The sequence below is a fragment of the Leisingera sp. ANG-DT genome (assembly GCF_000813785.1).
Classification (GTDB): domain Bacteria; phylum Pseudomonadota; class Alphaproteobacteria; order Rhodobacterales; family Rhodobacteraceae; genus Leisingera.
The window spans coordinates 132,585-155,367 of record NZ_JWLE01000001.1 but is presented as its reverse complement, the minus strand read 5'-3'; the positions used below and the strand labels follow the sequence as shown (position 1 = coordinate 155,367).

Sequence of the window (22,783 nt, the reverse complement as noted above, 5' to 3'; positions counted from 1 at the left end):
TGCAAAGAAGAAGCATAGCTGGCGTTTGAAACGCCCTACTCCGCCGCCTCTTGAGTCGCCTCGATCTGGGCAGCCTTTTTCTCGACCTCTTCGACGATGTGGTCGACCATCTGTTCGTTGGACATCTTGTGGCTGGCCTTGCCCGCCAGGTAGACCATGCCGGAGCCCGCGCCGCCGCCGGTGAAACCGACATCGGTCATCAGCGCCTCGCCGGGGCCGTTCACCACGCAGCCGATGATCGACAGGCTCATCGGCGTGTGGATATGGGCCAGCCGTTCCTCCAGTGTTTCCACCGTCTTGATCACGTCAAACCCCTGCCGCGCGCAGCTGGGGCAAGAGATGATGTTGACGCCGCGATGGCGCAGGCCGAGAGACTTGAGGATCTCGAAACCTACCTTCACCTCCTCCACCGGATCGGCAGAGAGGCTGACGCGCAGGGTGTCGCCGATGCCCATCCAAAGAAGCTGGCCCAGGCCGATCGCCGATTTGATGGTGCCGGAGACAAAACCGCCGGCCTCAGTCACGCCAAGATGAATGGGCGCGTCGGTGGCTTCCGCCAGCTGCTGGTAGGCGGCGGCGGTCATGAAGACGTCGGAGGCTTTCACCGAGATCTTGAATTCGTGGAAGTCATGATCCTGCAGGATGCGAATATGGTCGAGACCGCTCTCCACCATCGCTTCAGGGCAAGGCTCGCCGTATTTGTCAAGCAAGTGCTTTTCCAGAGACCCAGCATTCACCCCGATGCGGATCGAGCAATTGTGGTCGCGCGCCGCCTTGATCACTTCAGCCACGCGCTTTTCGTCACCGATATTGCCCGGGTTGATGCGCAGGCAGGCAGCCCCGGCCTCGGCGGCCTCGATACCGCGCTTGTAGTGGAAATGGATGTCAGCGACGATCGGCACCGGGCTTTCGCGCACGATCTCCTTCAGCGCCTTAGAGGAAGCCTCATCCGGCACCGAGATCCGCACCAGATCAGCGCCCGCCTCTGCCGCCGCCTGAACCTGTGCGACCGTTGCGGCCACATCGGTGGTCAGCGTGTTGGTCATAGTCTGCACCGCGATCGGGGCGTCGCCGCCGACGGGCACGTTACCCACATGGATCTGGCGGCTCTTGCGGCGCTCGATATGGCGCCAGGGGCGGATGTGATTGATCGACATTGCGGCTGGTGTCCCGGCTGGATCCTGTTGCGGTCTAGATACGTGCAGACGCCCGGCGCTGCAATGGCGGCACCGGGCGTCTTTTGCGAATTCCTGCGCGGGCGTTATTCTTGCGGAGGCTGTTCGGCCTGCAGTTGCGCAACCAGAGTGGCCAACGCCTCATTGCTGCCGTCCTGCAGATCCGCCAGTTCAAACCGGCCGGTGATCGCGTCCATCGACAGCTCGACATTCTTGGTGACCTGGCCGCGCTCGCCGACCGGGCCGAAATGCTGGCCATTGACGGCAAAGTAGATCGCGCTGCTTTCACCGGTGCGCAGTTTCGGCGCGTCCTCGGTCACCGGCACCTGGAACCGCTGGCCCGCGTCCATTATAGTTTCCAGGATCACGCTGCCGTCCGCCGCGGTGACCTGCACCCAGGAGGGGCGCACCGCAACCATTTCGACACCCGGTGTAACCTCGGCCAGAACCTGGGGCACCTGCGGTCCCTGCTCACCCTGCTGCAGCGGCCCGGCACCGTCAAACGGCAGGCTGGCCTCCGCCAGGCTGATCGTGGGCACATCCGGCGCCGCAAAATTGCCCAGCGTCGACGGGTCAATGGTGGAAATCGGTGCGTCACGCGCCACCAGCACCGGCACATCCAGCGCCTGCGGACGGTACAGCCGGTCCAACGCCTCAGCCGCGGGGTCCTGGCTGCCCTCGGCAACCTCCAGCACCGCGCTGCTCAGCGGGTCGAGATCCGCCAGCACTGCCGGGGTTTGGTCCACCGGTGCAAACTGCACCTGCTGCACCTCTTTCAGGACGGCCCAGCCGCCATATGTAATGCCGCCAATCAGGCCGGCCAGCACCATCAGCGAGCCGACGGCACGCAGCTCAATCTGGCTGAGGATGCTGCTGGGCGCGGGAATGAACGGAGTATTCGGCGAGGCAAAGGCATCGCCGCCCAGGCCCTTGGACGCAGGCGCCGGCGCTTTGCCGGACTTGCTGCGGCTGGAAGCCTCTGCCGACATGCCATGGGCTACAGAAAAGCCGCTTTCCTTGCAGAAATCCTGGAACGCCTGCTCGGCATCCATGTTCAGATAGCGCGCATAGGACCGTACATAACCGGCGATGAAGCCGGGCGTGTCAAACGCGGAAGGATCGGAGTTTTCGATGGCAGCGATATAGGAGGCCTTGATCCGCAACTCGCGCTGGACGTCGAGCAGCGACTTGCCCATCGTCGCCCGCTCGCCGCGCATCACGTCGCCAAGCTTCAGCTCGAAATCGTCAAAACCCTTCGGCTCTGCCGTTCCGCCATGCTCATCTTGCTTGCGCTGGGTGAAGCGCCCGATCATGCCTGCCGTCCCATAATATGCCTGCCGCCATCGTTTCTGTACGGTGAAAGAATCACATTTGCGACTCAGATCCGTTCATTGATTAGCAACAGCGTAACACACTCGGCGTTAATTTACACTGATCAGTAGGTTACCCGGCAAGTTCGGCACGATTCAGCGCACAATGCGACCACAATGCGTCCATTGCATGGACCAGCGCATCGATCTCCTTGGGGCCGTGCACCGGCGACGGCGTGAAGCGCAGCCGTTCGGTGCCGCGCGGCACGGTGGGGAAGTTGATCGGCTGCACGTAGATGCCGTAATCCTCCAGCAGGTGATCGGACAGCACCTTGGTATGGACCGGGTTGCCGACAATCACCGGCACGATGTGGCTGCCGTGGTCGATGATCGGCAGGCCCAGGCCTTTCAGCCGCAATTTCAGCACCTTGGCCTGATCCTGATGCTTGTCACGCAGGTCCTGCGCGCCCTTCAGATAGGCGACGGAAGCGGCCGCCCCTGCTGCAACAGAAGGCGCCAGCGAGGTGGTGAAGATAAAGCCCGGCGCATAGGAGCGGATGGCATCGCACATCTTGGCCGAGGCGGCGATATAGCCGCCCATCACGCCATAGGCCTTGGCCAGGGTGCCATTGATGATGTCGATGCGGTGGGCCAGGCGGTCGCGCTCTGTGACGCCGCCGCCGCGCGGGCCGTACATGCCAACCGCATGCACCTCGTCGATATAGGTCAATGCGCCGAATTCATCCGCCAGGTCGCAGATTTCGGCAATCGGGCCAAAGTCGCCGTCCATCGAATAGACCGATTCGAAAGCGATCAGCTTGGGCGCCTTGGGGTCGTCGGCCTCCAGCAGTTCGCGCAGGTGGGCCACATCGTTGTGGCGGAAGATGCGCTTGGCGCCGCCATTGCGGCGCACGCCCTCGATCATGGAGGCGTGGTTCAGCGCGTCGGAATAGATGATCAGCCCCGGGAACAGCTTGGGCAGCGTGCTCAGTGTCGCGTCATTGGCGATATATGCGGAGGTGAACAGCAGCGAGGCTTCCTTGCCATGCAGGTCGGCCAGCTCCGCCTCCAGCTGCTTGTGATAGACTGTGGTGCCGGAGATGTTGCGGGTCCCGCCAGAGCCTGCACCGGTAGCGTCGATGGCATCATGCATCGCATCCAGCACCACCGGGTTCTGCCCCATGCCCAGATAATCGTTGCCGCACCAGACAGTGATGTCCTGCTTGCTGCCATCGGGCCGGTTCCACACCGCGTGCGGGAAATGGCCCTTCTTACGTTCGATGTCGATGAAGGTCCGGTAACGGCCCTCTTCGTGAAGGCTGGCAATCGCTGCGTCCAGTTTCGCGGTATAGTCCACCGGCATCTCCATAGCTAATTGTGCTCTTGCGGAGCACGCGGGCTGTGTAAAGGGCACGGGTCTTCTGACGATTAGGCCACAATCACGTTCGCGACTGGTTACCTGAGGCAGTCCCTTCGATCAACTGAATACGCGCCGCCACGGGTGCGCAACATTGATGCAGGTCAAATAGAACTTAAACAATAACCAGGCAAGGACAGCTGCGGCCAACCTTTGGCCGTTTGCGTCGTATCTGTTTCCCATTTTTCCATATAATGCACCGGATCGGAAACCTCAGCAGCAGAAAATGCCCTGAAAATCCAGCGCTGAGGCCTCTGGCCCCTCCCCAGCCGCGCTGCTAGGGTCCGCGGCAAATTGGCCCAAATTCCAGGGCCTGCCCGGACAAACAGGAGAGCAATAGATGGCACTGAATGACGTTCTGGACCGGATCGACGCAGAGCTGGACGCCGCAACCGAACGGCTGATGGAGCTGTTGCGGATCCAGTCGATTTCCACCGACCCGGCCTACAAGGCGGAATGCGACAAGGCTGCCGACTGGCTGGTCGCCGATCTGAACTCCATCGGCATCAAGGCGGAAAAACGCGCGACCCCGGGCCACCCGATGGTGGTCGGCCATGTGGGCGAGGAGAACGCGGACGCGCCGCATGTGCTGTTCTACGGCCATTATGATGTGCAGCCGGTCGACCCACTGAACCTCTGGAACACACCGCCGTTTGAGCCGCAGCTGGAGGAAACCCCGAACGGCACCGTGATCCGCGGCCGCGGATCGTCGGACGACAAGGGCCAGCTGATGACCTTTGTCGAGGCCTGCCGCGCCTGGAAAGCCGTCAACGGCTCCCTGCCCTGCCGCATCACCTTCTTCTTCGAGGGTGAAGAGGAGAGCGGCTCCCCCTCGCTCATTCCCTTCATGGAAGCCAACGCAGAAGATCTGAAGGCCGACATCGCGCTGATCTGCGACACTTCGATGGTGTCGCGCGGGGTGCCGTCGATCTCCTCCCAGCTGCGCGGCATGCTCAAGGATGAGTTCACTCTCGTTGGCCCGCGCATCGACCTGCACTCCGGCCACTACGGAGGCCCCGGCCTGAACCCCCTGCGCGAGCTCAGCCGCATCGTCGCCTCGTTCTATGACGAAGAGACCGGCAGGGTCGCTGTCGAAGGCTTCTATGAAGGTGTGCATGAGGTGCCCGAGGACCAACTGCGCCAGTGGGAAGGCTGCGGCTTTGACGAAAAGGACTACCTCGACAACGCCGGCTACACCCAGGCGCACGGCGAAAAGGACCGCTCGGTGCTGGAACAGCAATGGGCCCGCCCGACGCTTGAGGTGAACGGCCTCTGGGGCGGCTACAACGGCGCGGGTTCCAAGACCGTGATCCCGTCGGAGGCGCACTGCAAGATCACCTGCCGCCTGGTCGGCGACATGGACCCGGACGCACTGCGGGTGAAAATCCGCAAACATGTGGAGGCGCAGCTGAAACCCGACTGCAAGGTGGTCTGGGACAACGATCTCGAAGGCTCCAAGGCGTCAGTCATGGACATCACCCGTCCCGAATTCACCGCCGCCCGCGCCGCCCTGTCGGACGAATGGCAGCGCGAAGCGGTGTTCTGCGGCATGGGCGGCTCGATCCCGATCGCGGGTTTCTTCAAGTCGATCCTGGGCATGGAATCGATGCTGGCCGGTTTCGCCAATGACGACGACGCCATCCACTCGCCCAACGAGAAGTATGACCTGAAAAGCTTCCACAAGGGCATCCGCTCCTGGGCCCGCATCCTGGACGCGCTGACGCAGAAATAAGCAGCCGCAGGGCGGGCAAATCGTCCGCCCCGCCACCGGCCCCGCAAGGAGGGGCATTCTCCCGCCCGTCACCGGTGCTCTGACGAGCGCTTCTTCGATGCCGCGCCAAGGCGCGGGAGCCCTCCCCTTTCTCCCGAACGCAGCGGCAGGCTTGATCTGGAACGCCGCTCTGGCTCCAATGCGCGTGCGCCCGTCAGCCAAGGGAGAGAGCCATGCCAGCCGCCATCGAGACCGGCACACGTCAGGTGAACGGCCAGCAGATCGCCTATACAAGACGCGGCAATGGACCGCCGCTTCTGCTGCTGCATGGTTTCCCGCAAACCAAAGAAATGTGGGAACACACCATCCCCGGCCTCGCCCGCAATTACACCGTGGTGACCGCCGACCTGCGCGGCTATGGCGCCAGCTCCAAGCCTGAAGGCGTGGAAGCGATGAGCTTCCGCAACATGGCCGCCGACCAGCTGGCGCTGATGCAGGCACTGGGATATCCGCGCTTTCACCTGGCGGGCCACGACCGCGGCGGCCGAACTGCCCACCGGCTGGCGCTGGACGCCCCCGAAGCCGTCGCAAGCCTCACCGTGATGGACATTATCCCGACACACCGGCTGCTGGATCAGCTGACACAGAAGGTCGCCCGCGCCTATTACCACTGGTTCTTCCTGGCCCAGCCCGCGCCGCTGCCGGAACGGATGATCGGCGCCGACCCGCAGGCCTATTTCGAAAGCTGCCTTTTGGGCTGGGGCGGTGCATCGCTATCGGACTTCCCGTCTGATGCATTGGCCGCCTACCGCCGTGCCTGGGCAGATCCGGCCTGCGTCCATGCCATGTGCAACGACTACCGCGCCGCGATCGAGTTGGATTTCCATGACGATGCCCGCGATCTGGACCGTCAGGTTCAATGTCCGGCGCTGGTGCTTTACGGCGCCGACGGCGCCATGGCGCGAGCCTATGACGTCGCCGCCACTTGGGCGCCCCGGCTGCAGAACATGGCGGCCCGCGGTGTACCCGGCGGGCACTTCTTCATCGACAGCGCCCCGGCTGAGACCGCCGCTGCGCTGCTCAGCTTTCTCAGCCCGCTGCCACCGCCTTGACCCGCTGGAAAATCCGCCACTGCCAGCGGCTTTGATGTTCGTTTTACGCACCAGGTTAAGACTTGCTTATCGCTCTTGCCCTAACCTTGCGGAAACACCTGATCGAATTGCACACGGAGGCAGAGATGACACAAAGCAGGTTCAACCGCCCGCCGGGGTTCGAGGGCAACCAGACCGACCCGGAGGAAAGCTACCGTGCCGGTTATCAGCACGGTACAAGGGTGCTGCTGCGCTATCTGGAATCCAATCCCAAGCCCGATCTTGACCGGCTCAAGAAATGGGTCGATGCGGAGCTGACCGGCTGGCGCCACGACACAGAGGCGGCACCGAACCCGCCTGCTATCTGACCGCTCCGCCGCCATACCGCTTGCCCGCCCCGCTTCCGGCGGTCAGGCTGGTTTCATGACACAAACGATTCTGACCGGCGGCCCGCGGCTGGCCGAGTTCGTCGCCTTGGAAACCAAGGTCTGGGAGGCGCTGGTTGCCGGTGACCCCGAGGCCGATGGGCAGATGCTGACCGAGGACTTCCTGGGCGTCTACCCCAGTGGCTTCTCGGACAAATCAGGCCACTGCGATCAGCTGCAAAACGGACCGGTGATGGCGGGCTACCGCCTCAGCGATGCGCAGCTGCGCGTCATCAGCCCGGATGCCGTGCTGCTCAGCTACCGAGCGGCCTATCTCCCCGCCGGCACCACGGCATGGAAATCGATGCTGATTTCGTCCCTGTGGGAAAAAAGCGCAGCAGGCTGGCGCAACAGCTTCAGCCAGGACACCCCCGAAGTCACAGCGGCCCCGGGAAGCCCACCGGAACACGGATGACACACGCTGGACGCGTCTCTAATTCCTTAAAACTGAGGAAGAAAGTGGCGCGGTTGACGGGGCTCGAACCCGCGACCCCCGGCGTGACAGGCCGGTACTCTAACCAACTGAGCTACAACCGCGCATGGGCCTTTCGGCTATGGTCCCCTCCGGGGCGGACCCTGATACGCCAGGGCGACGGGCGAAAGTGGCGCGGTTGACGGGGCTCGAACCCGCGACCCCCGGCGTGACAGGCCGGTACTCTAACCAACTGAGCTACAACCGCATTTTCGCCTTGCGGCGGATCGTCTCCGATCCAGTCCCCTCCGGGGCGGTCCCTGTTCGGCCCCGGGAAGGGGCGCAGCAGTGGCGCGGTTGACGGGGCTCGAACCCGCGACCCCCGGCGTGACAGGCCGGTACTCTAACCAACTGAGCTACAACCGCCCGCTGCACATTCGAGCATCGCTGCCGAATGTTGGGCTGTAATATTCTCCGCCCGGTGACCCGTCAAGCGGTGTTTTGCCTTTTTCAGAACTTTCCCGGAAAAAAATGGCAACCCCCGGATACCACACTGAAACATCATAAAAAACTCAACCGCAGCAAACACTTGCGCGGGATATTTCTTTATCTTCGGAGGAGGTGAATGGTGGGTCGTGAGAGGCTCGAACTCCCGACATCTTCGGTGTAAACGAAGCGCTCTACCAACTGAGCTAACGACCCGTTGAGCGGGGATTTAGACAATGGCGCCGGACTGCGCAAGGGGGCGGGCAGAAGTTTTTTCACTTTCCGGCGCCATCTGTCCCGGACGATGCAGGGCAGCGGGGCAACACTTCACCGCAGCCAGAGGGCAGCAGGTTCAAGCCATTTGCCAAGCGGCGGCGCGAAGGGATAGCAATCTGCGCAACCGGCCCGGAAAAAGCAGAGGCCGGAAGCGATTACACGACCGGAGCAGTATCCATGAAACGCCTTTTCAGCGCAGCCTGCGCAGCCGCAGCCCTGGCCGGCAGCCTGCAAGCCGCGGAAATCACCGGCGGCAGCTTTGACCTGTCCACCTCGGCCTTTGCCGATGACACCGATTATGCCCGCACCGCCGTTGGCGGCGCCGTGGAACTGGGCTTCTCCCGCAGCTTCTCCACCCAGCTCGACTTGTTTTACGCCGATTTCAACCTGACGGACCTGGAAGGCGCAAATGCCACCCTGCACGGCATCGCCCATGTCAGCAGCACCACCTCGCTGGGCTTGTTCTACGGTATCGAGGAAACCGGCCGGGATGAGTATGACTTCTACGGCATCGAGGCCGGGCATGAATTCGGGTTTGCCGATGCCGAGTTCTACCTGGGTGAAGGCGACGACGGCGCGATTTCCGGCACCATCGCCGGTGTTGCCTTCCGCAGGGATGTGAACAGCCAGTTCACCGTCGGCGCAGGCCTCGACCACCTGGATCTGGGCAATATCGAACTCACCAGGATCGCCGCCAGCGCGCAGTATGACGTTGGCAAAGGCGCCAAGTTCTACGGCGAACTTGGCTCATTGAATGCCGAAGCGCAGAACCTGTCCGGCAACGAGGCTTTTGTCGGCATCGGCCTCAAATGGGATTTCGGCGCCAACCGCGGCACCACCTTCGGCCGCCGCGGCCTGGTGAACAAGCTGCCGGGTCTCTGACCCGGCAAGGGCCGCCGCCCAACCGGCCGCCCTACTCCAGGACCGTTTCCGTCCCGTTTTCCAGCACATAGACGCAGCCCTGCCCGTTCGGCAGCGCCGCCATCCGGTCGCGCGTCAGGCCGCAAACAATACCGCGCATCACCTGCCCCAAGAGCCCATGCGCCACCACCACCGACGGGCCGGTCAGCGACTGCATGAAATCAAGGATGCGAGCATGGAAACTGCCGTATCCCTCACCGCCCGGCGCTTCGCAGAACAGATCCAGATTGCGCGGATTGGCGCCATGGATGCCCGGATATTCTGCCGCCACTTCCTCCAGCGTCATGCCCTGAAACGCCCCGGCATATGCCTCGGCCAGCCGCGGGTCGGTTACAAAAGGCGCACCGCCGAGGGCAATATCCGCGGTTTGCTGCGCCCGTCCCAGCGGAGAGGCAAAACAGGCCGGTTTCTGCGCCATAACCGGCGCCATCAGCACGGCTTGGCGGCGGGCGTGCTCCACTCCCAGGGCTGTCAGCGGTGATTCCAGCTGCCCCTGGATACGGCGCTCTGCATTCCATTCGGTCTGCCCGTGCCGCAGCAGCCAGATTTTCGGAAACTGCATGATATGCCCCCTGCCCGGTTTTTCAGGCAAAGTGGTAACGCCGCAAAGCCGCCAGTGAAACCCCGGAAAAGCAAAAGGCGCTCAACCATTTCAGGGAGCGCCTTTCAAAATGATGGTGGGTGATAAGAGATTTGAACTCCTGACATCTTCGATGTGAACGAAGCGCTCTACCACTGAGCTAATCACCCGTGAGGCGGCTTTTAGCCTTCCGCCGCAGGCTCTGCAAGAGGGTCATTGGAAGAATTTTCACCTCCCCCGGCATTTTCTTCAGGCGTGGCGGTTTGCGGTTCTGAGGCCGCCAAGGGCTGGCGCAGTTTGCAGACAAACACGGTGCCATTGCTGCGTTCCTGGCTGCGGTTGATGCGCAGTTTGCCAAAGGGCTTCAGGTTCAGCTCGCGCCCCTCGGCCACCGCCTCCCCCAGCAGCGCCAGAACCGCCTCAACCACAGGCTTGGCGTCCTTCTTCTTGACGCCGGACCGTTCGACCGCCTTTTCAATCAGTTCCTTTTTTGCCAGCTCAGGAGCAGACACCACCGGCGCGGCGGCCGCAACAACCACCGTTGGCGGCGCAGCCTGCGCCTCTGCTGCAGAAACTGCTTTCGGCTCCGGTGCCGTGCGGGACTGCGGTTCAGCAGCCGCCGGTTCCGCGCCGGAGACCTTTGCGGCTCTTGCCGTCAGCGTGCCCGTCTTGCGTGCCGCTGGTTTGCGCGTGCCGCTTTTGCGCGCGGATGTGCTGGTTTTTCTGGTTGCTCGTGCCATATGATGCCCCGTTTGCCTGTCTTTATCCGCCCGCTTTGCCTCTTTCCTGCGGCCCTGAGGAGCACAGCGGACGGGCAGACGGGCCTGTTTTGTGCCTTCACCCTAACACACCTGCCCCACAGCCGTGAACCGGTCAGCAGGACGGCAGCGCGTCGCGTTGTATCATTGTCCTGAGGGTAAAGCTGGACCGGGTGTTGCGGATGCCGGGCACCCGCATCAGCCGGTCCTCAAGAAAGCGGTCGAAATCCGGCAGATCCTCCGCCACCACCCGCAGCAGGATATCGCGGGTGCCGGTCATCAGGTAGCACTCCATCACCTGATCGAACTTGCGCACCGCCTTCTCAAAGGCCTGCAGCGCGTCGGTGGATTGCCGTTCTAGCTCCACCGCCACAAAAATCGTCACAGGCAGACCCAGCTTGGCCTGATCCACCCGCGCCGAATAGCCGCTGATCACGCCGCTTTCCTCCAGGTTGCCGACCCGGCGCGCGCAGGGGGTGGGCGACAGGCCAACCATCTCCGACAATTCTGATATCTTCAGCCGGCCGTTGCGCTGAAGCGCGGCGACAATCTTGCGGTCTATCGAATCCATAGGGGTTTCCTCTAATCCAGCCTCACATTTCAGAGTTTACCGCCAACTGCACCCGCCTTAACAGACCTCTTTTGGTGAAAACCGGCGCGCGCGGGAGGATATGATTGGCGAAAGTTTTGCAGGAGCTATCCAGATGACAGTGACCGCCGTGGCCTCCGCCACCCATGAAGAGATTTACCGCGTCGAGGAGCCCTCGGTTGGCCTCCTGGGCTTTATCGCTGTGCATTCCACCCAGCTGGGCCCGGCGGCCGGCGGGCTGCGCATGCGCCCCTATGCCAGCGAAGACGAAGCCCTGACCGACGTCAAACGCCTGAGCGAAGGCATGACCTACAAGAACGCGGCGGCGGGCCTGACCCTGGGCGGCGGCAAGGCGGTGATCATCGGCGATCCGGCCAAGGACAAGTCGCCGGAGCTGCTGCGCGCCTTTGCCCGCGCCATCGAGGGCCTGGACGGCCGCTATATCACCGCCGAGGACATGGGCATGAGCCCGGCGGACATGGCCATCCTGGCAGAGGAAACCCGCTTCGTGGCTGGTCTGGCCGACGGCGAGTTCGCCAGCGGCGACCCCTCCCCGATCACCGCGCGCGGCATCTTCAATGCGATCCGCACCACCCGCGCCCACAAGCACGGCAGCCGCGATCTGGACGGCGTCATCGTGTCGGTGCAGGGCCTGGGCCACGTCGGCTGGTACCTCTGCCAGTTCCTGCACGAGGCAGGCGCCAAGCTGGTTGTCACCGACATCGACGAGTCCCGTGTCGAGCAGGCAATTGCCGAATTCGGTGCCAAGGCGGTGCCGCTGGCAGAGATCTATAGCGCCGAGGCAGACGTTTTTGCCCCCTGCGCCATCGGCGGCATCCTGAACGCTGAAACCATCCCGCAGCTTAAGGCGGACATCGTGGCAGGCGGCGCCAACAACCAGCTGGCCACGGCGGAAGACGGCGCCGCGCTGCACGCCCGCGGCATCCTCTATGCGCCCGATTTTGTGGCCAATGGCGGCGGCATCATCAACGTCGCGACCGAGATCCAGCGGATCAAGGACCGCGAGGGCTTTGTTACCGAGAAGCTGCAGGCGCTGGATGAAACCATGGCGGCAATCCTGGCCCAGGCCAAGTCGGCGGATGTCAGCCCGGCAGAAATGGCCATTGCCACCGTCCAGGCCAAGATGGAACAGGCCAGCAAGGCCGCCTGAGCTTTTCTGTCAGCAGCCCTGCGGGCGCACTCCCGCAGCCGCAAAGCGTCCAGCCTGTAGCCGGGCACCATCCGGATTTTGGGCCCGGCGGCCTGCCCCATGCGGGGCAGGCCGGGCGCCGCACCGCAGGTGCGGCGCCATGCCCAACCGCTGCGGCGGCGCTGAAAGCGCTGCCGGCAGCGGGCGGGAGCACCTGCTCCACTCGCTGCCACACAAAACTATACGCCCCGGAAAGAAGGGCCAGAACGGAAGAGAAAACTAAAAAGGGCGGCCCCCTCGGACCGCCCTTTTCTTTTACTTACTTGCGTGAACCGCGGATCAGTGCGCTGTTGCGCCTGCCCCCTCGCCGGAGCCTTTCAGAGCCGCCTTGGCCGCAGCCGCCTCTTCGGCCTCCTCATCCCACTCAATGGGTTCGGGCTTGGAGACCAGCGCGTGTTCCAGAACCTCGGACACATGGGACACCGGAATGATTTCCAGCCCCTCCTTCACGTTGTCCGGGATCTCCGGCAGGTCTTTCTCGTTCTCCTGCGGGATCAGCACCGTCTTGATGCCGCCGCGCAGCGCCGCCAGCAGCTTCTCCTTGAGGCCGCCAATGGCGCTGGCATTGCCGCGCAGGGTGACCTCGCCAGTCATCGCAATGTCCTTGCGCACCGGGATGCCGGTCAGCACCGACACGATCGCGGTCACCATCGCCAGGCCGGCGCTCGGGCCATCCTTCGGCGTTGCGCCGTCCGGCACGTGCACGTGGATATCCAGCCGGTCGAACTGCGGCGGCTTGATGCCGATCTGCGGGCTGACCGAGCGCACATAGCTCGACGCCGCCTCAATCGATTCCTTCATCACGTCGCCCAGCTTGCCGGTGGTCTTCATCCGGCCCTTACCGGGCAGCCGCAGCGCCTCGATCGACAACAGCTCACCGCCGACAGAAGTATAGGCCAAACCGGTGACAACACCCACCTGGTCCTCCAGCTCAGCCAGACCATACCGGAACTTCTTGACGCCCAGGAAGTCGTCCAGATTGTCCGCCGTAACGGTCACGCTTTCGGCTTCTTTCTTGACGATCTTGGTCAGCGACTTCCGTGCCACCTTGGCGATCTCGCGCTCCAGGTTCCGCACGCCGGCCTCGCGGGTGTAGGTGCGGATCATCTCGGTCACCGCGTCGTCGGTCAGCTCGAACTCCTTGGCCTTCAGGCCGTGGTTCTTCACCTGCTTGGAAATCAGGTGCTGCTTGGCGATCTCGCGCTTTTCGTCCTCGGTGTAACCCGACAGCGGAATGATCTCCATCCGGTCCAACAGCGGCCCGGGCATGTTGTAGCTGTTCGAGGTGGTCAGGAACATCACGTTCGACAGGTCGTACTCCACCTCCAGGTAGTGATCCATGAAGGTGTTGTTCTGTTCCGGATCCAACACCTCCAGCATCGCCGAGGCCGGGTCGCCGCGGAAATCCTGGCCCATCTTGTCAATCTCATCGAGCAGGATCAGCGGATTGGTGGTCTTGGCCTTCTTCAGCGCCTGGATGATCTTGCCGGGCATCGAGCCGATGTACGTGCGGCGGTGGCCGCGGATCTCGGACTCGTCGCGCACACCGCCCAGCGAAATGCGGATGAACTCGCGGCCGGTGGCTTTGGCCACGGATTTACCCAGCGACGTTTTACCCACACCCGGAGGGCCGACGAGGCAGAGGATCGGCCCCTTCAGCTTGGCCGAGCGCTGCTGCACCGCCAGATACTCGACGATCCGCTCCTTGACCTTCTCCAGACCATAGTGATCCGCATCCAGGATCTCCTGCGCCTTGTTCAGGTCTTTCTTGACGCGGGACTTGTTACCCCACGGGATCGACAGCATCCAGTCGAGGTAGTTGCGCACCACGGTGGCTTCCGCCGACATCGGCGACATGTTCTTGAGCTTCTTCAGCTCCGCATCCGCCTTCTCGCGCGCCTCTTTCGACAGTTTGGTGGCGGCGATCTTCTCTTCCAGCTCGGCGATTTCGCCGGCACCTTCCTCACCGTCGCCCAGCTCCTTCTGAATGGCCTTCATCTGCTCATTCAGATAGTACTCGCGCTGGGTCTTCTCCATCTGGGATTTGACGCGGGTCTTGATCTTCTTCTCGACCTGCAGGACCGACATTTCGCCCTGCATCAGGCCATAGACCTTCTCCAGCCGCTCGCTGACAGAGAGCGTCTCCAAGAGTTCCTGCTTGCGGTCCACTTCGATGCCCAGATGGCCTGCCACCAGGTCGGCCAGCTTGGCCGGCTCCGCGGTTTCGCCGACGGCAGACAGCGCCTCTTCGGGGATGTTCTTGCGGACCTTGGCGTAACGCTCGAACTCGTCGCCCACGGTGCGCACCAGCGCCTCGGTGGTGGTGACGTCACCCGGGATCTCGCTCAGTTCCTCGGCCTTGGCCTCGAAGAAATTGTCGTTTTCCAGGAACTCGGTGATCTTCACACGGCTCTGCCCCTCGACCAGCACCTTGACGGTGCCATCGGGCAGTTTCAGCAGCTGCAGCACATTGGCCAGCACGCCCACGGTGTAGATGCTATCGGTTTCGGGATCGTCCTCGGAGGGGTCGATCTGGCTCGACAGCAGGATCTGCTTGTCGTCGGCCATCACCTCTTCCAGGGCGCGCACCGATTTTTCCCGGCCCACGAACAGCGGCACGATCATGTGGGGGAAGACCACGATGTCGCGCAGCGGCAGGACTGGGTAGGAGGAATTGAGTGGCTCTTGCATACTCGGTCCTTTGGTTAGGCAAGACGGCCCGGCCCCGGTATTGGCAGCTTTGGCCCGTCTCCTCATTGGATGTCTTTACTTGGTGGGGCGGCTCTGGATTTTCAACCGCGCATCCTCAAGGCTGGGGCTCACCTTGCCCGCTGCGCGCCGGGACCACAAGGGCGCAAATGCAGGAAGGGTGAGCAAATGATGAAGGCCTTTCGAGGCTTCCCTGTGGATAACTCCGCAAGGGCCTGTCAGCGCCGCATCAATGTAATCAGACCGCGCTCCAGCCGCCCGCCCGGCCCGGTTTCCCGGTAGGTTCCGCTCATCCGGCCCTGGTCAATCAGAAACAGCCGGATGTCCTGCCGCAGCACCTCTCCGGTCCCACTGTCGTGTTCCGCCTGCAGGTTCAGCCGCAACAGCTGGTCCGCACCGCAGGGCAGCGCGCCCAGCGCCAGGTCATCGAGATAAACCTCCGTTCCGTCCGCCAGATCGCCGCGGCCCACGCTTTCGGCCCTCAGCCCCGTGCCGGGCTTCAGCGGCGCCCGGTCCTCGACCCCGATGGGCAGAAACCCCAAGGCGGCGGAATCCGCCACCATCCGCCCGTTGCGGAATCCCAGCCGCAGCACCTCGCCGCTGCGCTGCGGCAACGCCACCATTTCGATGCGCCCGCCCGCTGTCAGCCCGGTTTCCCCCGGCCCTTTCTGCACGACCCACTGCCCGCGCAAGGCCTGCGAGCCGCCCTTGATCAAATCGTCAATGGAGATACGGCAGCCATCCAGCGGCGGCGCCTTGAAAAAGCTTGAAGCTTCCGCCAGGGAACCCGGCGCCGCGTTGCTCTGCTCAGTCTGCGCTTCAGCCGCCGGAGAAGCGCCCAGCAGGGCCGCAACGGCCAGCGCACGCCAAATAGTCATCGCCATCCTCCGCGTTTTGGCGCGAGGATAGCGGATCAGGTCTTCATAACAGGTGAACGCGGGCGCATGGCCCGCTATCTGCGACCGGGCGTGTGCTGCCCGGCCGCAAACCCCTGGTCTGAAGGTCCGGGGGCTACTCGGCCGCCACCTGCTCCAGCACCGGGTAATCGGTATAACCTTCATCTCCGCCGCCATAGAAGGTTTCCGGGTTGCCTTCGTTCAGGGGTGCGTCCGCTGCCAGCCGGTCAACCAGGTCCGGGTTGGAGATGAAGGGGCGTCCAAAGGCCACGAGGTCGGCTTCTCCGGATGCCGTCCGCGCCAGCGCAGTTGCACGGTCGTAGCCGTTGTTGGCCATGTAGGTGCCGGTATAGATTTTCCGCAGAGCTTCGAAATCACCCTCACGGGCGCCGCCGGGGTTCCCTTCGACCATGTGCAGGTAGGCCAGACCATAGCTGTTCAGACGCTGGATCAGCGGCGTGTAGAGTTCCACGGGATCGCTTTCCGACACATCGTTGAAGGTGGCAAAGGGTGACAGGCGCAGGCCAATGCGGCCGGCGTCCCAAACCGTCAGCAGCCCGTCAAGAATCTCGAACACAATCCGGGCGCGGTTTTCCGGGGAACCGCCATAGGCATCGGTGCGGGTGTTCACCCCGTCCTTCAGGAACTGCTCCAGCAGGTAGCCGTTGGCCGCATGCAGTTCGATCCCGTCGAAACCTGCGTCCTTGGCGTATTTTGCAGCCTGCACGTAATCGGCGACCACCCGCTGGATGCCTTCAGCGCTCAGCGCCTGCGGCTTGGCGGTCGGCTCAAAACCATTATGGGTGAACGTCTGGGCCTCTGCAGCGGCATCCGTGGAAGACACAGCATGGGTGCCTCCGGGCAGCAGCGAGTCATGCGTGATCCGCCCGACATGCCACAGCTGAATGACAATCTTGCCGCCCTTCGCATGGACCGCATCAGTGACCTTGCGCCAGGCCGCGGCCTGCGCCGCCGTGTGGATGCCCGGGGTCTGGATATAGCCTTTGCCCTCGGGGCTGATCTGGCTGCCCTCGGTGATGATCAGGCCGGCACCCGCCCGCTGGGCATAGTACTCCACATGCCGGTCCAAAACCTCGCCGGTCTGGTCGTCAGCCCGGTTTCGGGTCAGCGGCGCCATGACGATGCGGTTTTTCAGCTCGATTGCACCAGCAATGCTGGCGGAAAACAATTCTTGGCTCACGGGGATTTCCCTCCGGTCAAAGTTTCCAGCAACAGGAACGTTGCCGGAAAGACCTGAGCATTCCGCTCCGCGCGTTCAAGCAGGGGCCGGCCAGAACAGCTGCTCACCTGCGCACAGCAGACTGTTCAATCGCGCGGCTTTACAACCGCTCAATATCCCCTTGCCCGCGGGTGTCGTGGAAGTCCTTCTGCCAGGCCTCAAACGTTCCGGCAGCAATCGCCTCCCTCATGCCCTGCATAATCTCCTGGAAGTAATGCAGGTTGTGCCAGGTCAACAGCATGCCCGAGATCATCTCGTTGGAGCGGAACACATGGTGCAGATAGGCCCGCGAATAGTTGCTGCACGCCGGGCAGGAACACTGCTCGTCCAGCGGCCGCGGGTCGTCCTGATGGCGGGCGTTCTTGATGTTCACGACGCCGTAGCGGGTGAAGGCCTGACCGGTGCGGCCCGACCGCGACGGCAGCACGCAGTCCATCATGTCGATGCCACGCGCAACGGCGCCGACGATATCATCCGGCTTGCCCACACCCATCAGATAGCGCGGCTTGTCCTCGGGCAGGAAACCGGGAGCATAATCGAGGCACTCAAACATCGCCTCCTGCCCCTCGCCCACAGCCAGACCGCCAACCGCGTAGCCTTCGAATCCGATCTTCTTCAGAGCCTCGGCGCTTTCCTCGCGCAGGTCCTGCTCCAGCCCGCCCTGCATGATGCCGAACAGCGCATGACCCGGACGGTCGCCGAACGCCTCGCGCGACCGCTCCGCCCAGCGCATCGACAGCCGCATCGACTCGGCAATCCGGTCGCGGTCCGCCGGCAGCGCCGGGCATTCGTCGAAACACATCACGATGTCAGACCCCAGCAGCCGCTGGATCTCCATCGAGCGTTCCGGCGTCAGCTCATGCTTTGAGCCGTCAACGTGGGATTTAAAGGTCACGCCCTTCTCGGTCAGCTTCCTGAGACCCGCCAGCGACATCACCTGGAACCCGCCTGAATCAGTCAGGATCGGGCGTTCCCAGTTCATGAACTTGTGCAAACCGCCCAGCCGGTCGATCCGCTCTGCCGTCGGGCGCAGCATCAGGTGGTAGGTATTGCCCAGCAGGATGTCGGCCCCGGTCGCACGCACGCTCTCCGGCATCATCGCCTTGACCGTTGCGGCAGTGCCAACCGGCATGAAAGCAGGCGTGCGGATCTCGCCGCGCGGCGTATTGATAACACCTGTGCGCGCCTTGCCGTCGGTTGCCTTCAGTTCGAAGTTGAAAAGCTCTGCCATCTCGTATTCCTGCCGTTACACTCAAACCGGCATCCCGGTGATTCACCCCTAATGCCAAGGAGCCAAGCCCATGTCCACAGCCGACCCTGCACCGCAACTGAAACTCGGCTGGGAGGAATGGGTCAGCCTGCCGGACCTCGGCCTGCCTGCCCTGCGGGTCAAGGTCGACACCGGCGCCCGCACCTCGTCGCTGCATGCCACGGGGATCGAAACCTTCGGCCCGGCAAGCGCCCCCAAGGTGCGCTTCATGGTGCATCCCATTCCCGGCCAGTATGATCTGGAAATCCCCTGCTCTGCCCTGATCAAGGACCGGCGCGAGGTGACATCGTCAAACGGCGAAAGCGAGATGCGCTTTGTGATCGAAACCCCGATGGAGATCGGCGGCGAGTCCTGGCCGGTGGAACTCACGCTGACCGACCGGCGCGGCATGGCCAAACACATGCTGCTGGGCCGCCAGGCGCTGACCGAAAACGTGACCGTGGTGCCCGGCGAACGCATGTGCCAGCCCGCACTGGATTATTCCGTCTACGCCTCTGCCAATATCCGCAAATCCGCGCCCAAGCGCGCCCTGCGCATCGCTGTGCTCAGCCGCGAGGACAATTACTCCACCCGCCGCCTGGTGGAAGAGGGCGAAAGCCGCGGCCACACGGTGGAGGTGATCAATACCACACGCTGCTACATGGCGCTGAACGCGCTGGCACCGGAAATCCACTATGACGGCAAACGCCTGCCCCGCTATGACGCGGTGATCCCGCGCATCGGCGCTTCTGTCACCCAGTACGGCACCGCGCTCCTGCGCCAGTTCGAAACGCTGGGCACCTTCTGCGTCAACGGCTCCGAAGGCATCACCGCCAGCCGCGACAAGCTGCACGCGCACCAGATCCTGGCCCGCCACAAGATCGGCATGCCCGCCACCGCATTCGCCGCCTCGCCCAAGGACACCGGCAGCCTGATCCAGATCGTCGGCGGCGCGCCCCTGATCGTGAAGCTGCTGGAAAGCACCCAAGGCAAAGGCGTGGTGCTGGCGGAAACCAAGAAAGCCGCCGAAAGCGTCATCACCGCATTCCGCGGGCTCAAGGCCAACTTCCTGGTGCAGCAGTTCGTCAAGGAAGCCGCGGGCGTCGACATCCGCTGCTTTGTTGTCGGCTCCAAGGTGGTCGCGTCGATGAAACGTTCGGGGGCAGAGGGCGACTTCCGCTCCAACCTGCACCTGGGCGGCAGCGCCGAAACGGTGCGCATCAGCAAGGAAGAACGCGCCACCGCCGTGCGCGCTGCCCGCGCCTTTGGTCTCAACGTGGCGGGCGTGGACCTGTTGCGTTCTGAGACCGGCCCCAAGGTGCTGGAGGTGAACTCCTCCCCCGGGCTGGAGGGGATCGAGAAGACCTCGTCCAAAAACATCGCCGCTCTCATCTACGGCGAAATCGAAGACCGGGTCCGCCCCACCCCGATGCGGCGGCTGAAACCGACCAGCAGCTGAAACCGCAAATAACCCGGCAACAGTCACCGGGCGGCAAGCCTGTCCGGGCTTGCCAGCCTGCGCCAGCCCGCGTCATATACGCCTGAAACTCTTGAAACCAGCGCTGTCAGAACCCATTTGTATACCATTGCACACAACGGGGCATATCATTGAACAAGGCCAAGACTTCCGGCGCACAGCCCCTGCCCGGCGGGCCGCCTGATCCGGCGGCGCAAACCGCGCCCGCCGCCCCTGCGGCCCCTGCTGAACAACCAAAGGAATTTTACATGAACGAAGACCTGATCCTCGACCTCCTGTCCGGCAACCTGCTGTATCTGCTGGGTGCTATCCTGCTGATCATCGTGATCCTCAAAGGGGTCAAGATCGTGCCGCAGTCGGAGAAATACGTGGTCGAGCGTTTTGGCCGCCTGCATTCGGTGCTGGGGCCGGGCATCAACTTCATCGTGCCCTTCCTGGATGTGGCCCGCCACAAGATCTCGATCCTGGAACGCCAGCTGCCCAATGCCACCCAGGATGCGATCACCAAGGACAACGTGCTGGTGCAGATCGACACCTCTGTCTTCTACCGCATCCTTGAGCCGGAAAAGACCGTCTACCGGATCCGCGACGTCGATGGCGCCATCGCCACCACCGTGGCCGGCATCGTGCGCGCGGAGATCGGCAAGATGGACCTGGATGAGGTGCAGTCGAACCGGGCCCAACTGATCACCCGCATCCAGGAAGCGGTAGAGACCGCCGTGGATGATTGGGGCATCGAAGTGACCCGCGCCGAGATCCTCGACGTGAACCTGGATCAGGCCACCCGCGACGCCATGCTGCAGCAGTTGAACGCCGAACGCGCCCGCCGCGCCGAGGTCACCAAGGCCGAGGGCCAGAAACGCGCCGTGGAGCTGCAGGCCGACGCAGAGCTGTACGCGGCTGAACAAACCGCCAAGGCCCGCCGCATCCAAGCCGAGGCCGAGGCCTACGCGACCGAAGTTGTTGCCAAGGCGATTGCCGAAAACGGGCTGGAGGCGGCGCAGTACCAGGTCGCCCTGAAACAGGTGGAATCGCTCAATGCGCTCGGCAACGGCGACGGCAAGCAGACCATCGTCGTTCCCGCCCACGCGCTGGAGGCCTTTGGCAACGCCTTCAACCTGCTGAAAGGAGCCAAATGATGGACACACCCTTCTGGGCCTTGTGGTGGGTCTGGGGCGCCGGCGCACTGGCGCTGGCGATCCTCGAGGTGCTGGCACCGGGCTTTGTCTTCCTGGGCTTTGCCATCGGCGCCGCGGTGGTGTCCCTATTGCTGCTGGCCGGTGCGGGCTTCGGCCTGCCGCCGCTGCTGTTGATCTTCGCCGTGCTGTCGCTGGCAGCCTGGCTGGTGATGCGCAAGTTCTTCGCCTTGCCCAAAGGCCAGGTGAAGACCTTCAATCACGATATCAACGATTAAACCTGTTGCCGGGGCGCCAAACGCGCGCCCCGCACCTGATCCGGGCTGTCAGAATCTGAACCCCACCCCCGCCAGCAGGCTGTGCGTCACCGCATCATGGCGGAAAAAGCCTGGGGTGCCGCGGGTGCCTTCCTGATACTCCACACCCAGCCCGCGGTACATGACGTAGATCGAGGCCCGGTCCCAGCGGTCGTAGATCACCCCGCCCATGGCTGACCAGCTTTCATCGGAACTGCCGCCGAAACCGATATCCCCCTCCAGCATCAGGCTGAGGTCATCCGACAGGCGGCGCTGCCAGCGAAAGCCTGCAACCGGATCGGTCCAGTCGGCGCCGCGCCGCACCATGCCGCCGGGCAGGCTGGCCGTCACATCCACATCCCAGTGGCGAACGCCGCCGAACAGTTCGAACTGGTCCAATCCGCGCTCGAACCGGTAGGTCATCACCGCCTCGCCCAGATTCTGATCATAACGCACCGATGCCGGTCCCATTGCAGTGGCCCCGTCCGCATCGGCATCCAGTATCGAATAGCGCAGCCGGAACCCGAAGTTGCTGCTGTGAAACCCCTCGAACTGCAGCATGCCCCCAGCCCGCAGCTGGTCAAATGCATCACCGGCATCAATCTCCACATCGCCGCCGGCGAGACCCAGTTCTGTGGTGCTGTCGATGGAGGGCGCCAGGACAAAGGGCGTCAGCTGCCACTGCCAGCTGCCCTCGGTCCGGGCAGGCGCGGCAGCAGCCAATACCGCAGCCGCCGCCAGCATAATGCGTGCGAAAACGCGGTGAAATGCAGACAGCTCAGGCATGGCTCCTCCCCGGACCCGCCCAGACTGGATCACGACCGGCAATCGGATACCGGTCCGCTGCAGCCTGGCAGCCTTCACAAAAACATGATGGGGAACCACAACTTAGCGCGAATCCGGGTGCAAATCAAATATTCACATCGCAAGAGTCGCAGATCATCGGCGTCTTGGCGCCTGCCGCCTCTGGACGCCGGGGCGCTTATTTCCTATATAAACCGTCGGAATATAGAACCGGGATCCTCATGACCAACCCTGCCGAACCGCTCGAAGGCGCCCCGCTGATCGCGCCCTCCTCCGTCAGCCACCCGCTGTACGAGGCCATCGTCGACGCCTGCCGCACCGTCTATGACCCGGAAATCCCGGTGAACATCTACGAATTGGGCCTGATCTACACCATCGACATCACGGACGAGAATGACGTGAAGATCATCATGACCCTGACCGCGCCGGGCTGCCCGGTGGCAGGTGAGATGCCGGGCTGGCTGATTGATGCCGTCTCCCCGGTCGACGGCGTCAAGAGCGTTGATGTCGAACTCACCTGGGAACCGCCCTGGGGCATGGAGATGATGTCCGACGAGGCGCGCCTCGAACTGGGCTTCATGTAGCCCCGCTCCAGTTGTCATGGAAGTTTGATGC

At 63.2% G+C, this 22,783-nt stretch carries 21 protein-coding genes and 5 tRNA genes; 10 read left to right on the top strand and 16 right to left on the bottom strand.

Features of this window, described 5'->3' with window-relative positions; genetic code table 11:
• Positions 1–35: 35 nt before the first annotated feature.
• The 3 genes from ispG to hemA form a co-directional block, all read right to left on the bottom strand.
• Positions 36–1,157, bottom strand: a complete 1,122-nt coding sequence (ispG, locus tag RA21_RS00770; protein ID WP_039145522.1) for a flavodoxin-dependent (E)-4-hydroxy-3-methylbut-2-enyl-diphosphate synthase — start codon at positions 1,155–1,157, stop codon at positions 36–38.
• Positions 1,158–1,261: 104 nt separating this feature from the next.
• The gene (locus tag RA21_RS00765) at positions 1,262–2,488 is read right to left on the bottom strand and encodes a helix-turn-helix domain-containing protein (protein ID WP_039145520.1); all 1,227 of its coding nucleotides are present in this window, start codon (positions 2,486–2,488) and stop codon (positions 1,262–1,264) included.
• A 130-nt stretch (positions 2,489–2,618) separates the two neighbouring features.
• Positions 2,619–3,842 carry a 5-aminolevulinate synthase gene (gene hemA / locus RA21_RS00760; protein ID WP_029204868.1) on the bottom strand — a complete coding sequence of 408 codons (1,224 nt, stop codon included), beginning with the start codon at positions 3,840–3,842 and terminating at the stop codon, positions 2,619–2,621.
• A gap of 400 nt (positions 3,843–4,242) precedes the next feature.
• On the opposite strand from hemA, the gene RA21_RS00755 reads away from it, so the two are divergent.
• The 4 genes from RA21_RS00755 (at position 4,243) to RA21_RS00740 (ending at position 7,544) form a co-directional block, all read left to right on the top strand.
• Complete coding sequence (locus RA21_RS00755; protein WP_039145519.1) at positions 4,243–5,634, top strand: M20/M25/M40 family metallo-hydrolase; 1,392 nt, start codon at positions 4,243–4,245, stop codon at positions 5,632–5,634.
• A gap of 212 nt (positions 5,635–5,846) precedes the next feature.
• A complete protein-coding gene (locus RA21_RS00750; protein WP_039145517.1) occupies positions 5,847–6,725 on the top strand; it encodes an alpha/beta fold hydrolase in 879 nt (292 codons plus the stop codon).
• 125 nt (positions 6,726–6,850) lie between these two features.
• Entirely contained in the window at positions 6,851–7,072 is a 222-nt protein-coding gene (locus RA21_RS00745; RefSeq protein ID WP_019296794.1) for a hypothetical protein, read from the top strand.
• 55 nt (positions 7,073–7,127) lie between these two features.
• The gene (locus tag RA21_RS00740; RefSeq protein ID WP_039145515.1) at positions 7,128–7,544 is read left to right on the top strand and encodes a nuclear transport factor 2 family protein; all 417 of its coding nucleotides are present in this window, start codon (positions 7,128–7,130) and stop codon (positions 7,542–7,544) included.
• Positions 7,545–7,589: 45 nt separating this feature from the next.
• Here the strand turns inward: RA21_RS00740 and RA21_RS00735 are convergent.
• The 4 genes from RA21_RS00735 to RA21_RS00720 all read right to left on the bottom strand — a co-directional run bounded on the left by RA21_RS00735 (position 7,590) and on the right by RA21_RS00720 (position 8,243).
• Positions 7,590–7,666 (bottom strand) — tRNA-Asp (locus tag RA21_RS00735).
• A gap of 66 nt (positions 7,667–7,732) precedes the next feature.
• Positions 7,733–7,809: transfer RNA gene (locus RA21_RS00730), tRNA-Asp, on the bottom strand.
• Positions 7,810–7,890: 81 nt separating this feature from the next.
• A tRNA-Asp gene (locus RA21_RS00725) sits at positions 7,891–7,967 on the bottom strand.
• Positions 7,968–8,167: 200 nt separating this feature from the next.
• Positions 8,168–8,243 (bottom strand) — tRNA-Val (locus tag RA21_RS00720).
• A gap of 237 nt (positions 8,244–8,480) precedes the next feature.
• Between RA21_RS00720 and RA21_RS00715 the strand changes: the two genes are divergently transcribed.
• Complete coding sequence (locus tag RA21_RS00715) at positions 8,481–9,185, top strand: hypothetical protein (RefSeq protein ID WP_019295884.1); 705 nt, start codon at positions 8,481–8,483, stop codon at positions 9,183–9,185.
• 31 nt (positions 9,186–9,216) lie between these two features.
• Here RA21_RS00715 and RA21_RS00710 read toward each other — a convergent pair whose 3' ends face one another.
• From RA21_RS00710 to RA21_RS00695, 4 genes are all read right to left on the bottom strand, one after another.
• Positions 9,217–9,786 (bottom strand): histidine phosphatase family protein, encoded by a 570-nt coding sequence (locus tag RA21_RS00710; protein WP_039145513.1) that lies wholly within the window; start codon positions 9,784–9,786, stop codon positions 9,217–9,219.
• Between the two features lie 113 nt (positions 9,787–9,899).
• Positions 9,900–9,974 (bottom strand) — tRNA-Val (locus RA21_RS00705).
• Positions 9,975–9,986: 12 nt separating this feature from the next.
• Complete coding sequence (locus tag RA21_RS22185) at positions 9,987–10,544, bottom strand: HU family DNA-binding protein (protein ID WP_082008869.1); 558 nt, start codon at positions 10,542–10,544, stop codon at positions 9,987–9,989.
• Positions 10,545–10,677: 133 nt separating this feature from the next.
• Positions 10,678–11,133: an Lrp/AsnC family transcriptional regulator gene (locus RA21_RS00695; RefSeq protein ID WP_019295887.1), complete on the bottom strand. Its 456-nt coding sequence runs from the start codon at positions 11,131–11,133 to the stop codon at positions 10,678–10,680.
• Between the two features lie 133 nt (positions 11,134–11,266).
• Here RA21_RS00695 and RA21_RS00690 point away from each other — a divergent pair, with 133 nt between their 5' ends.
• Positions 11,267–12,322: a Glu/Leu/Phe/Val family dehydrogenase gene (locus tag RA21_RS00690; RefSeq protein WP_039145511.1), complete on the top strand. Its 1,056-nt coding sequence runs from the start codon at positions 11,267–11,269 to the stop codon at positions 12,320–12,322.
• 318 nt (positions 12,323–12,640) lie between these two features.
• Here the strand turns inward: RA21_RS00690 and lon are convergent, their stop codons facing one another.
• From lon to tgt, 4 genes are all read right to left on the bottom strand, one after another.
• A complete protein-coding gene (lon, locus tag RA21_RS00685; protein WP_039145510.1) occupies positions 12,641–15,052 on the bottom strand; it encodes an endopeptidase La in 2,412 nt (803 codons plus the stop codon).
• Between the two features lie 236 nt (positions 15,053–15,288).
• Positions 15,289–15,948 carry a hypothetical protein gene (locus tag RA21_RS00680; protein ID WP_039146429.1) on the bottom strand — a complete coding sequence of 220 codons (660 nt, stop codon included), beginning with the start codon at positions 15,946–15,948 and terminating at the stop codon, positions 15,289–15,291.
• Positions 15,949–16,081: 133 nt separating this feature from the next.
• Positions 16,082–17,167, bottom strand: a complete 1,086-nt coding sequence (locus RA21_RS00675) for an alkene reductase (RefSeq protein WP_039145508.1) — start codon at positions 17,165–17,167, stop codon at positions 16,082–16,084.
• Between the two features lie 139 nt (positions 17,168–17,306).
• Positions 17,307–18,437, bottom strand: a complete 1,131-nt coding sequence (gene tgt / locus RA21_RS00670) for a tRNA guanosine(34) transglycosylase Tgt (protein WP_019295892.1) — start codon at positions 18,435–18,437, stop codon at positions 17,307–17,309.
• Positions 18,438–18,507: 70 nt separating this feature from the next.
• Here tgt and rimK point away from each other — a divergent pair, with 70 nt between their 5' ends.
• The 3 genes from rimK to RA21_RS00655 all read left to right on the top strand — a co-directional run bounded on the left by rimK (position 18,508) and on the right by RA21_RS00655 (position 21,346).
• Positions 18,508–19,914 (top strand): 30S ribosomal protein S6--L-glutamate ligase, encoded by a 1,407-nt coding sequence (gene rimK, locus RA21_RS00665; protein WP_039145506.1) that lies wholly within the window; start codon positions 18,508–18,510, stop codon positions 19,912–19,914.
• Positions 19,915–20,180: 266 nt separating this feature from the next.
• Positions 20,181–21,071 carry an SPFH domain-containing protein gene (locus RA21_RS00660; RefSeq protein ID WP_039146427.1) on the top strand — a complete coding sequence of 297 codons (891 nt, stop codon included), beginning with the start codon at positions 20,181–20,183 and terminating at the stop codon, positions 21,069–21,071.
• Positions 21,071–21,346, top strand: coding sequence for an NfeD family protein (locus RA21_RS00655; RefSeq protein ID WP_039146425.1), 276 nt, complete (start codon positions 21,071–21,073; stop codon positions 21,344–21,346). Before RA21_RS00660 ends, RA21_RS00655 begins: the two co-directional genes overlap by 1 nt.
• Before the next feature lie 48 nt (positions 21,347–21,394).
• On the opposite strand, the gene RA21_RS00650 is transcribed toward RA21_RS00655, so the two are convergent.
• Positions 21,395–22,150 carry an outer membrane protein gene (locus RA21_RS00650; RefSeq protein ID WP_039145504.1) on the bottom strand — a complete coding sequence of 252 codons (756 nt, stop codon included), beginning with the start codon at positions 22,148–22,150 and terminating at the stop codon, positions 21,395–21,397.
• A gap of 239 nt (positions 22,151–22,389) precedes the next feature.
• On the opposite strand from RA21_RS00650, the gene RA21_RS00645 reads away from it, so the two are divergent.
• Complete coding sequence (locus RA21_RS00645) at positions 22,390–22,752, top strand: SUF system Fe-S cluster assembly protein (protein WP_019295897.1); 363 nt, start codon at positions 22,390–22,392, stop codon at positions 22,750–22,752.
• Positions 22,753–22,783: the final 31 nt, after the last annotated feature.